The sequence below is a fragment of the Gluconacetobacter azotocaptans genome, from assembly GCF_014174355.1.
GTDB classification, from domain to species: domain Bacteria; phylum Pseudomonadota; class Alphaproteobacteria; order Acetobacterales; family Acetobacteraceae; genus Gluconacetobacter; species Gluconacetobacter azotocaptans.
In genome coordinates this window covers 79,692-90,448 of the sequence record NZ_JABEQF010000014.1, presented here as the reverse complement: position 1 = coordinate 90,448, position 10,757 = coordinate 79,692, and the positions used below count along the sequence as shown (strand labels likewise).

The window sequence follows — 10,757 nt, the reverse complement described above, 5'->3', positions numbered from 1 at the left end:
GGCGGCACGGCGGCCAGCATCGCCAGCATCCGCGCCTGCTCCGCCCGCGCCGCCGCCGCCCCGCTGGGGCCCGCGGGCGGAAACGACGCCGGCAGCGTGACCGACACCGGCCCGTCGGCGGGAATGCCGGCCACCGGCACGCCCAGCGCCTGGGCGATCACCTCGACATTGCGCGTGGTGGCCTGCCCGGCCGCGCCCAGCCGCGACAGGAACTGATACGCCGCCAGGGTCAGCCCCAGCGTGCCGGCGGACACGAACGGGCGATCCCCGGTCGGCAGGGTCTGGCGCGGTGCCTGCGGCATCACTCCATCCCCGATTCGGTATCCAGGTAGAACCCGATCAGGTTGCGCCGCACCGGGTCGGTCACCTGCAGCCGCAGCACCCGCTGCCGCGCCTGGCCCATCTTCAGCCAGCGCAGGCGCGTCAGATACGCCCCCTGCCGCCCCAGCGACCGCCAGAGCCGCCGCGCGCTCCAGGTCCGCGCCCCGTCGTCCGACCAGTCCAGCATGATCTGCGGGTCGGCCCCCGGCGGCGCGTCGCCACCCGGGTCCAGCGTTTCGGTGTAGGTGCTGCCCGGCGGGTTCGAAGCCGCCGGCAACAGCGTGCCGCCGGGCACGAACGCCCCGCCCGCCCCGCGATTGACGGCGAAGGCCGATGCATCGCCCCCCGGCGGCACGCTCAGCAGCACCGGCGGCGGCGCGCCCAGGGGCCGCGCGCCGTCCGCCCCCGGATAGCACGCGCCCCCCTGGGCGGTGCGGAACAGCGCCCGGTTCGCGCCCACCGACAGGTCGAAGGGTGCCGCCGGCAGGCCGACGAACAGGTCGGCGACCTGCGCCGCCGCCACATTCAGCGTGCCGAAGCGCGTGCAGTACTGCGCCCCCACCAGCAGCGGATAGGTACCGACGGCCGAGCCGGACATGTTGCCGAAGATCAGGATCTCGCCGCCCCACGGATAGGCGACGGCATTGCGGTCCGCCCATTGGTACCCGGCCGGCGGCGGTTCGTACCCGGCCCAGTCGGCGGCCGCGTCATAGGCCGCGCCCGACACCGGGGCGCCCACCTGCGTGGCCGTCCCGCCGGAATAGGCGAACACCCGCACCGTGTCCCACAGGCCGGCGTTGCCCCGGTTGTCCCGGCTGTCCGACCGCCCGACCTTCAGGAACGTCACCAGCCATATGTCCGATCCGGGCAGCGGCGTCAGCGACGGCTGGCCGCCATAGACGTCCGTGCCCCCCGGCCGGCCCGTGGTGATATAGCTGTATTCGTCGGCAAACGGGATCTGCGCCGCCCCGTCCCCGTCCACCCAGTGCGCATTGTCGATGCTGTACATCGGCAGCGTGCCGGTGAAGGACGTCGTGCCGTTGCCCGCGAAATGCGCGCCGGCCAGCATGTCGTAGCTGACGGCGCCCATCGCGATCTTCACCATCGCCCCGCCGGGACAGGCCGGCCCGATGACGTCGCGCAATTCGGTGTTGGTGTTGCCCCCCGCGCCGGCGTTCGCCGCCATGTCGCCCCGGCTGAAATACAGATAATGGTTCGTCCCGCCCTGCCCGTCGGGCAGGAAGAAGCCGGCATTGCCGTTATAGCCGACCTGGCCCGGCAAATGGTTTCCCAGCGACGCGGGATAGTAATATTCGATGACCGGCACCTGGCACGGCCCCCAGGCCGCCAGATTGCCCAGGCCGGGATACAGCCCGTTGAGGCCGCCGGTCTTCGCCGCCCCGCCGATGATCTGCGCGATGCTGGGATAGACCAGCACGACTTTCGGCACCGCCGGATACGCGACCTGATACGACAGGATGGGGTCGTCGATCGTCTGGTTCCCCGCCAGGAAACAGGTGTTGGCGCCATAGATCGGCCCCGGCCCGTCGACGTCATTGTAGACGAAGCCCCGGAACCCCGGCGCGCCGCCGCCGTCCACGGCATAGAGGGCGACCCCGCACCAGTACGCGCCGGCCTGCACCCCCACCGCCAGATACCGCCCCCGCAGCAGCACCGTGCAGGCATTGACGCCGTAGGACGCCATGTTCACCCCCGGCGCCACGCCCAGGATATCCGCCTGCACCGTGCCCGGCGCCAGCGTCCACACCACCGCCCCCGTCCGCGACACGGCGTTGATGGTGCCGCCGGCCAGCGAAATCATGTTGCCGGACTGGTCCAGTTGCAGCGCGGCATTGTTCCACCCCGTCCCGGTGCCGGCCGTGTGGCCGCCGAACTGCGGGTCGGCCAGCACGCCCACCGGATCGTCCGTCCCGTTCCACGGCGTCACCATCCAGCCCTGGCCTGCCGGATTGCCGACCGGCGCGTCCGACGCCCACGCCACCGACGCCGGCGCCAGCGGCGCGCCATCGACGAAAAGCTGCAGCATCCGCGTCGCCGGCGACAGCGAAAGCTGCACATTCACCCAGTCGCCCCACCCGTCATGGGCATAGGACGCCGCCACCACCGGATTGCCCGCCACATCCGCCGCCGCCACCACGATCTGCGCCGCCGGCGCCGTCCGGTCGTTCGCCAGCGCGATCGAAAAGCCCGGCCCGCCCTCACCCGGCCGCGCATTGCCGATCAGCACCCCGCGCGGCATCCCGTCATCGGGCAGACACACCCACAGATTGACCAGCAGGTTGGCAATCGACGCCGGCGTGCCCACGGGCGCCGCCGCCCGCGTCAGGGCGGTGGGCGCCACCATCAGCGCGCCCACCGGCTGGTACGCCGCCTGCGCCGTGGCGGCCGCCGCCGGCAGCCCCACGCCGGTTTCGACATCCAGCTCGAACCGCCGCATGAACACCCGGCGGCGCGCGTCGTGGACCGGGGGCGCGGCCAGCAGCCCGCGCATCGTCGCCCCCAGTTCGGTATAGACCGCGCCATTCAGTTGCCCGACGGTGCCGCTCAGGCTGTCGCCGATCAGGATGCGGTCATACGCCATGACGGCCGCATTGCCGCGCCAGCGGCCGATGCTGGTCTCCGCGCTGCCGCCGGTCCAGGACTCGCGCTCGTGCCACAGGCCGGTGGCCACGTCGTACACCCACGTCGCGCGCGCCGAGGGAAACAGCAGCGTGACGAATTTGTGCCCCCCGAAGGTATAGCTGAAACAGCGCGCATCGGCCCGCGTGGCATAGGCCTGCCACGCCCCTTCGGTGGCATGGGTGGAAATCCGCTGGGGCTGGAATCCGCTCAGCCGGTAGAACATCCCGTCATCGCCCAGGAAGAAGACGGTATTGTCCTCCAGGCAATGGGCATGCGCGCCCGCGATGCCGCGCTGGATGAACGCGCCCTCGAACCGCTGGAACGGGAAGGCCGGCGGCGCATTGCCCGCGTCGTACCACACCTCGGTCCGCGCTGCCCCGAACAGCAGCAGTTGCTCGTGCGTGTTCACGATCGCCAGCAGCGGGTCGGCCGTCGCCTCCTTCGATGCGAACATCGTGCCGTCGAACGGCACCACGCCCGATTGCGGCGACAGGAAGAATTGCTGCGTGCCCGACCGGTTGAAGACGAAATAGGTGTCGAAATACACCACGCTGTCGGCCGGATGGAAATTCTCGTCCACGATCTGCCGCACGCCGCCGGCCACCGAATAAGACCAGCCCGATTCCCCATCGACCCAGACCAGATCGACACCGTTGGTGTCCATCGACACCGGCCCCGTCACCAGCGTCGCCCCCAGTTCGACCGACGACCCGTCCGCATCGACCCGGTACAGCACCTGGCCCGACACCACGTACAACGCGCCGCCCATCAGGCACATGCCCTGCACCGGCCCGTCGCCGCACCGGGCGAATGCCACCATGCCCGGACAACCCCAGACCGCAACGGGCGATTTCGCGTCCTTCGGCGCGAATTCGGCATAGAAATTGACGCAGCGCTGCGCATCCAGCGCCACCGCGCGCGCCTGGTAGGATTGCGCCGCGAAGGCGACCTGCTGCACCACCATGACGCCCTACCCCGATCGCCCGGCGGGGCCCGCGCCCGCGCCGAACAGCACCGATTGCGGTTCGCGGTCCCAGGCCTGCGCCGTCATCAGCCTGGCGACGGCTTCCTGCTTCAGCACCGCATATTGCCCGGTATTTCCTGCCCCGTTGAATTCCGGCCACAGCTCCGCCGCCAGGTTCCAGCGCATCGCCGCCAGCCATTCGTCGGGAAAATCCGGAACGGAGGCCAGGCCGGAAAACACCGCCAGCGGACGCTGCGCGGTGAATTTCAGCGCGCAGCCGTTATCGCACGGCGCGGGCCACACCTGCATGACGCCGGCCCCAAGCTGCGGATCGTAGAAGAACTGCGTCACCATGCCCGGCGTGGTCTTGTTCGGCACGTTGGCGTAATCCAGCCGCGACATCGGCACCAGCGGGGTCTCGATCGCCTGCCCGCCCGGCGGCGCGAAATGGTACCGCCGCGCCCCCGGCACCCGCAGCGGACGGACCAGCGCGGCCGGATAGGCCACCACCCGCGCACCCGACGTCGCCTGCGACGGCAATGCCGCCGACAGCGTCAGCATCCCCCCGCCGACCGCCGAGACGGTGGCCCAGAACGTACGGCCCGCATCGAGCCAGACCCCGACCTGATACCCCACACCCATCCCGGCCGCGGACGTCACAGCCACCTGCCCCGCGCCGGCCGCCGCCGTCGCGGCCAGCGCGCCCTCGACCCACTGGCTGCCGACGGTCGCGGCATCCGGCGACCCCGCGCCGATCAGGTAGCGCACCTGCCCCGGTTGCAGGAACAGGGTGCAATCCTCCTCGGCCCAGACATGGATGCCCGACGCCTGCCAGCCCTGCACCATGGCGTTGAGCGCCGCGACGGCGTTCTCCACCAGCCCCAGCCGCGGCACCTCCTGCGGGCCGGCCGCCCCGCACAGGCGCAACGCGCCCGCGATCATCTGATAGACGCCCTGGCTGAACGGGTACGACGTCGTGCCCGCCGGCTCGATATCCCATTTCGAGACGATGGCGAATTTCTCGTCCGCCAGCCCCTTCAGGATCGCCATCCGCTGCGCCGGGCAGTCGTATTCCGGCGCCAGTTCCACGGCCAGGGCGAAGCGCAGCGCCGAGACCCATTCCTGCGGCACGTCCGCCGTGTGCGCGGCGGTGTCGACATCCTGCAACGGCCGCTGGCAGGTGAATTTCACCGCCGTCAGCCCGTCCGACGGCGCGGGAAACAGGCTCAGCACGCCCGCGCCCAGTTGCGGGTCGTAGAAATATTGCGACGGCGGCCCGTTCTGTACCGTCTTGCCCGACAGATTGGCGTAATCCAGCCGCGACATCGGAATCAGCGGCGTCTCGACCCCCGTGTCCAGATCGACCGCCCGCGCGCCCGTCACCCGCAGCGGCCGCGCGAACGGCGCCGCATAGGACACGACCAGCGCCCCGGCCCCGGCCGGCGACGGCAGCCCCCCGGCCAGCGTCACGGCCGCCCCCGCGATCGCGACGATGCCGCTCCAGAACACCGGCCCGCCGTCCAGCGCCACGCCGATGCACCCGCCCACCGCCAGGCCGGCCGCCGACGCCACCGGCAGCACCGACGCCCCCGCCGCCACGGCGGCGCCGCTGCGGGTGACGACACAGCTTTCGGCGGCATGGTCCGCGCTCGCCCCGCCGATCGCATACTGCCCTTGCCCCGGTTGCAGGAACAGCGTCGCCTCGGTCTGGGTCCAGACATGCACGCCCGAGACCTGCCACGCCTTGATCAGCCCGTTCAGCGCCGCCAGCGCATCGTGAAATTCGTTCGCCGGCGGCGTCTCGCCGCTGGCGATCGCGCCGATCAGCCGCAAGGCCCCGTTGATGATGTCGGCGGTGCCGGGGTTCCAGCTCGCGGTGCCGCTGGTGCTCATGCCGGCACCGGATAAAGGCTGCCCACCGGATAGTGCCCGGCCGGGTCCGCCGCCAGCGCGAAACCGGCCGGCACGCTCACGGACGACGGATCGCCGATCTGCTGGGTCAGGATGACGCGTCCGGCAGGGTCCGCCACGAATGACGGCGGCGTGACGGTCCTGCCCGAGATCGGGTCGGTATAGGGCGGCGGCTGCACGACGTCATTCGCTGTCCGGTAAAGGATGTAATTGGTCATGTCCGTAATCCTCAATGCGTCACGGTATAGCCGAGGCCGTCGGTCCACTCCGCGCCGTCCCAGGTCGCGGCGATGCCGTGCCCGGCCGGTGTCACGCCCGTAAGCTGGGCGGTGACAGTGGATTTGCAGTCGGAGCAGAAGACGCGCTGACCTACGAAAGCGCCCTGTGCAGGAAGCGTGGCGTAGGTGACGGCAGATGCCAGGGCCGAGCGTACGAAGGCCGTGGTTACCAGACTTTGCGAATTATCACTTATAACGGGCGTCGGCGCTCGAGGCGACATATCAAAGGTCATGATGCTGGTGTCGCGGGAAATTATATAGACCTCATGTACAGTTCCATCGTCATGATGCGCCGTAAAATAGAAATCCGAACCTGCATTCGACCCGGTCTCTGGAAATGCCGTAGCACCCCATTCCCAACGGGCCGGGCTGGCAGCACCGGTAGAGTCGATCCACCAGGATCTCCAGTTTCCAGCAGGTAAGGACTGGATGATCGTTCCCTCTATTTCTCCTCCCGTAAGGGGGAACAACAGTGCATCTGCATTTGCCCGCGTCGTCGCCTCGGCAGTGATGTTGCCCTGCAACGTCGCCTCGGCGCCCTCCGCCCGCGACGTCTCGGCCACCAACCCGGCCTGCGCGGCGTAGGAGGCCAGCGCCGCGCCGATCGTCACCTGCGCGCCCCCGGCCGGCGTCGCCACCGCGTTCGTCACGTCGCCCACGACCGGCGCCGTGACCTGGCCCGCCGCATTCAGCCCCGCAACACCAGACGGCTGGCCGATGTCGGCCGACGGAACGGCCGCGTTGGCGGTGGCCTCGGTCGTGGCAAGCGCCGTCTTCGTCGCATATGTCTGTGCCGCCGCTGTCAACGTCAAATACGCCGCCAGATCCGATGTCAGGGCCACCGTCCCCAAATACGCCCCCAGCATGGTCGCCGCCCCACCGGCCGGCGTCACCGCGGCCGCCGTCACGTCGCCACTGACGGGCGCCGTCACACGGCCGCCGGAATCCAGTCCCGCGACCCCGCCGCCCTGCCCGATCGTCACCGTGGGAACGGCGGCCGATGCCGTGGCCTGCGCGGCGCTCGTCGCCGCCTGCATCTGCGCCAGCGTCTGGCCGCCGACCACCGTCGCCGCCGCCAGGCCGCCGGGCGGGTGGAACGGCGCATATTGCGCCACGGCCGGGGCCGGTGCCCACAACGAAAGACCGGCGATAACAGCGCGCATTTTCATGATGTGGGGCCTTGCGAAAGAAGAAGCACGCCGCCCTGCGTCCACACGGCGTTCGCCACACCGGGGTCCGAGGTCGGCAGCGGAACATCGAGAATCAGATTGCCGGCGCCATCCACATGCATGACGGACCCGGCGTTCAAAACAAGGCCGCCCCTGGCATCCAGCGCCGCCACCCCGTTCACCGCGCCGACGCTGGCCTTCGGCACGGCCGCCGCCGCCGCCTGCGCCGCGCTGGCGGCCTGCGCCGCGCCGGCCGCGATCGCCGTCGCCGCCTGCCCGCCCGTCATCGTCGCGGACAGGCCGGCGGCCGAAATATCGCCGGTCAGCGACCGCACCGCGACGTCCTGCCCGACCAGCCACCCCAGAAAATACGAGATATTCGCCCGGAAACTGGCCCAGCCCGCTCCGGCCGGGCGCGAGACCAGCAGCAGGTCGGCGCCCTGCACCGTCGCGCCGTCCGGCAACTGCGATATCGAAACCTGCGTCATGACGATGCCTCCCGCACCAGAAGCCGCCCCTCCTCCGTCGCCAGCGCCGCGCCATTTTCGGTGACGAACGACGCGGCCGCCCTCACCTGCGGAAGCTGAAGAACCATGTTCCCCGCCAGGTCGCCCAGACAGCCGACCGCGCCCGGCAGGGCCGGCGAAATCGTCAGCACCGCACCCGAGATCGCAACGATGTCCGTCACGAAATTCTCGCCCCGATCCAGCATGATCTGGATCCGGTCGCCGGCCGAAAACCCGAACGTGCGGGCCACCGGCACCCCGTTCGCACCGACGCCGGCCGCACCCGTCACGAAGGTGCCCACGACCGTAAAGCAATCCTGCTGGCGCGGCCGGGCGATATCGACGGTCTGGTCGTCCGCCACCCCGCGCACGAAATCCTGCGGCTGCTGCGCCTCCCACCGCCTGCGGTCCACCACCGCCTGGCCGGTCTGGCCGCCGGGGATGGTCCGCGCCTTCGACCGCCGGACCTTGAAGCCCGACAGATCGTCCAGCACGTAATGGTCGCCGGGGTTGTAGAACCAGGCCTCGGTCATGGCCGTTCCCTCACTCCTGCGGAACACCCTTGACCATTTCCAGATCCAGGGTGAACGCGCTGCCCGCCGCCGCCCCGATGGTGCTCAGCAGGATCGACCCCGTGGCCCCCGGCGCCTTCGGGTTCGCAATGCCCTGCAACCGCCGGAAATCCAGATGACCGAAGCCCGACAGCGTCGCCAGATCCACCGGCTCGGTCGCCTCCCATTGCAGGCGCACCACCATGCCGTGCACGTCATAGGCGATGCGCCGCACCTTCAGATGCACCCCCGGCGCCTGCCCCCCGACCGAAAAGGCGACGGACTGCGCGTCCACGATCCGAACCGACGCCAGCCCCGTCCCGTCGCTGACATCCGTCAGCTTGACGGCCAGGTTGCGCGGCCCGTTCGCCATCACCTGCGACATCATCACATCCGCCATCATGCCCTCCCTCCGTCTGGGTCCCGACCCGGCGCACCGGGCCGGGACCGGGCCTGCCCTCAGGCCCGCCGGCCGCCCTTGCGCGCGCCGGCCGGCGTCGCCTTGCCCCGCGCGACGGCAGGCACGGCACGCGGCGAAGTCACCGCCGGCGCCTTGGCCGGCGCATGGTAGTGATGATGGTGATGGATCTGCATCCCCGCCACGCGCCCGTCCATCGGCACGCCAGCGGGCTTGGTTCCGGTCTTTTTCACACTCATCGTATTCTCCATCGTTTTTCGGAAGAACTCAGGGCGCCGCCCTGAAACCCGCCAAAGGGCAGCGCCCTTTGGAAACCCAGTCGTCGATCCTTGCCCTGGTGGGTTCGGGCAAGGCCCGACCTTAAACCCCCGGCGTGCCGTACAGCCCCCGCCAGTCCGCCCAATATCCCGAATACCGCTCGTAGCAGGCGGCCTTGGCATTGCGCGTGTCGAAATCGTTGTCCTGATCGAACGAGATCGGATCGCGCTCGAAATAGGTCAGCGAATTGGGCACGTTGGTCCGGATGAACCACGCCGTCTGGCTGGTGAAGTAATGGTTCAGCTTGATGCCTTCGGGGAACGCATTCGTCGCGCGCAGCACGTTGACGGCATTGTTCGCCGTGTCGTTCTGCAACACCGAATTGCAGATCCGGTTGGCCTCGAACCACAGCGCCGACGGCACGTTCAGCGTGCGCGGCAGCGCCGAGATGCGCATGCCCCGGTTGTTCTGGCACTGCATGATCTGCACCGTCAGGTCCTCGACCGCCGCCTCCGACAGATCGGCCGCCGTGGCCAGCAGGTTCGACTGCGCGCCCGACAGCGTCGGATGCAGGTTCGAGACCAGCGACACCCCGTCGCCACCCGGCGCGGCGGCCGAGAACGCCATGTTATAGATGCCGGCCAGCACGTTTTCCTTGGTCTGGCGCATGGAAAACGCCAACTGCGCCGCCCGGCGCTTCGACACGACCTCGTACAGATTGTCGCGAAGTTCCTCATACGTCACGACATAGCCCAGGGCGTAGGCCACATGCGTGAAGCGGCTGACCGACCCCTGCGCCTCGACATCGTAATAGATCTGCTGGCCCTGCGGCTTGACCGGCGCCAGGCCGAAGCCGGTGATCTCGACCTCCTCCTCATACGCCTTGTCCGACGTCTGCTTGTCGAACAGATCCAGATATTCGACGCGATGCTCGTCGTAGCTGCGTCCCCACCACGCCTTGATCCCGGGCCACAGCGCCTTGGGATGCGCGCCAGTCGTAATAACGGCCATTGAAATCGCTCCTCAGCCCGCGCGACAGAACCGCGTGGCCTGCTCAAAGTTTTTCACCATCGCAGCGCCTCCGGGTCCACCCCGGACGCGCGCCGCGTCAGATCCCGGTCGGGCTGGTGATCGAATGCTGGTTGATCCGCACCAGCCATTTCGCGTTCGTTCCGACGGCATTGTCGATCGACTGGTACGCCCGCAGAATGCGCACCTGCAGCGTCGCCGTGGTGCCCACGCTGGCCGACTGCAACTGCCAGCCGGAAAACCCGTTGACCGTCGAACCCGCCCCGGCCACCAGGTCGGCGTTCTTCGACACCGCGCCCGCCGCCAGCGCGCCGCCCACCGAATCTTCCTGCACCGCGAACACAAGGTTCGGATCGTCGGCGACATAGACATACGCCGCCTGCCCCGCCGGCAGGTACGGCGCCTGGTTCTGCACCACCGGCAGCACCAGCTCGCCGGCATTGTTGGCCACGCCCTGCATCACCCCGGTGATGGCGCCGGAACCCCCGGCGGTGGCGATGCCCACCCCCGGCACGCCGTTCGCATCGGCAACGCCATCCAGCGCCACCAGCGGGTCGCCGATGAACAGCGGCGTGGGGTTGCCGGCCGGCACGTAGTACACCTGCACGCCGCCGCTATACGGCGCACCGGACATGTAGGATAACGGCCGAAGGCCGCTGGCAATATTCGAATTCATCTGGCAGGACCCCTGCACGAGTGATGGAACGGC

The 10,757-nt window shown here is 69.5% G+C and carries 10 protein-coding genes and 1 pseudogene; all 11 read right to left on the bottom strand.

The features are described 5' to 3' along the window. A pseudogene (locus HLH34_RS15345) lies at positions 1–302 on the bottom strand (hypothetical protein); the annotation flags it as partial. Then, positions 302–3,928: a hypothetical protein gene (locus HLH34_RS15340; protein WP_183120440.1), complete on the bottom strand. Its 3,627-nt coding sequence runs from the start codon at positions 3,926–3,928 to the stop codon at positions 302–304. The pseudogene HLH34_RS15345 and the gene HLH34_RS15340, both read right to left, overlap by 1 nt. Before the next feature lie 6 nt (positions 3,929–3,934). Beyond that, the gene (locus HLH34_RS15335) at positions 3,935–5,821 is read right to left on the bottom strand and encodes a phage adaptor protein (protein ID WP_183120439.1); all 1,887 of its coding nucleotides are present in this window, start codon (positions 5,819–5,821) and stop codon (positions 3,935–3,937) included. Then, positions 5,818–6,057 carry a hypothetical protein gene (locus tag HLH34_RS15330; protein ID WP_183120438.1) on the bottom strand — a complete coding sequence of 80 codons (240 nt, stop codon included), beginning with the start codon at positions 6,055–6,057 and terminating at the stop codon, positions 5,818–5,820. The genes HLH34_RS15335 and HLH34_RS15330 overlap by 4 nt, the downstream gene beginning before the upstream one ends. 11 nt (positions 6,058–6,068) lie before the next feature. Next, entirely contained in the window at positions 6,069–7,286 is a 1,218-nt protein-coding gene (locus tag HLH34_RS15325) for a hypothetical protein (protein ID WP_183120437.1), read from the bottom strand. Then, the gene (locus tag HLH34_RS15320; protein ID WP_183120436.1) at positions 7,283–7,774 is read right to left on the bottom strand and encodes a hypothetical protein; all 492 of its coding nucleotides are present in this window, start codon (positions 7,772–7,774) and stop codon (positions 7,283–7,285) included. The genes HLH34_RS15325 and HLH34_RS15320 overlap by 4 nt, the downstream gene beginning before the upstream one ends. Further along, positions 7,771–8,325 carry a hypothetical protein gene (locus tag HLH34_RS15315; RefSeq protein WP_240162159.1) on the bottom strand — a complete coding sequence of 185 codons (555 nt, stop codon included), beginning with the start codon at positions 8,323–8,325 and terminating at the stop codon, positions 7,771–7,773. Before HLH34_RS15315 ends, HLH34_RS15320 begins: the two co-directional genes overlap by 4 nt. Positions 8,326–8,335: 10 nt before the next feature. Next, positions 8,336–8,746 (bottom strand): hypothetical protein, encoded by a 411-nt coding sequence (locus HLH34_RS15310; RefSeq protein WP_240162160.1) that lies wholly within the window; start codon positions 8,744–8,746, stop codon positions 8,336–8,338. A gap of 56 nt (positions 8,747–8,802) precedes the next feature. Beyond that, a complete protein-coding gene (locus HLH34_RS15305; RefSeq protein WP_183120435.1) occupies positions 8,803–9,000 on the bottom strand; it encodes a hypothetical protein in 198 nt (65 codons plus the stop codon). A 121-nt stretch (positions 9,001–9,121) separates the two neighbouring features. Then, on the bottom strand, positions 9,122–10,030 hold the full coding sequence (locus tag HLH34_RS15300) for a phage major capsid protein (RefSeq protein WP_182944630.1): 909 nt from the start codon (positions 10,028–10,030) through the stop codon (positions 9,122–9,124). Positions 10,031–10,127: 97 nt separating this feature from the next. Next, positions 10,128–10,724 (bottom strand): hypothetical protein, encoded by a 597-nt coding sequence (locus HLH34_RS15295; protein WP_183120434.1) that lies wholly within the window; start codon positions 10,722–10,724, stop codon positions 10,128–10,130. Between the last annotated feature and the right edge of the window lie 33 nt (positions 10,725–10,757).

Bases quoted from the DNA above. Each gene is read 5' to 3' on its own strand.
- HLH34_RS15340 (WP_183120440.1), bottom strand. From the start codon at position 3,928: ATGGTGGTGCAGCAGGTCGCCTTCGCGGCGCAATCCTACCAGGCGCGC.
- HLH34_RS15335 (WP_183120439.1), bottom strand. From the start codon at position 5,821: ATGAGCACCAGCGGCACCGCGAGCTGGAACCCCGGCACCGCCGACATC.
- HLH34_RS15330 (WP_183120438.1), bottom strand. From the start codon at position 6,057: ATGACCAATTACATCCTTTACCGGACAGCGAATGACGTCGTGCAGCCG.
- HLH34_RS15325 (WP_183120437.1), bottom strand. From the start codon at position 7,286: ATGAAAATGCGCGCTGTTATCGCCGGTCTTTCGTTGTGGGCACCGGCC.
- HLH34_RS15320 (WP_183120436.1), bottom strand. From the start codon at position 7,774: ATGACGCAGGTTTCGATATCGCAGTTGCCGGACGGCGCGACGGTGCAG.
- HLH34_RS15315 (WP_240162159.1), bottom strand. From the start codon at position 8,325: ATGACCGAGGCCTGGTTCTACAACCCCGGCGACCATTACGTGCTGGAC.
- HLH34_RS15310 (WP_240162160.1), bottom strand. From the start codon at position 8,746: ATGATGGCGGATGTGATGATGTCGCAGGTGATGGCGAACGGGCCGCGC.
- HLH34_RS15305 (WP_183120435.1), bottom strand. From the start codon at position 9,000: ATGAGTGTGAAAAAGACCGGAACCAAGCCCGCTGGCGTGCCGATGGAC.
- HLH34_RS15300 (WP_182944630.1), bottom strand. From the start codon at position 10,030: ATGGCCGTTATTACGACTGGCGCGCATCCCAAGGCGCTGTGGCCCGGG.
- HLH34_RS15295 (WP_183120434.1), bottom strand. From the start codon at position 10,724: ATGAATTCGAATATTGCCAGCGGCCTTCGGCCGTTATCCTACATGTCC.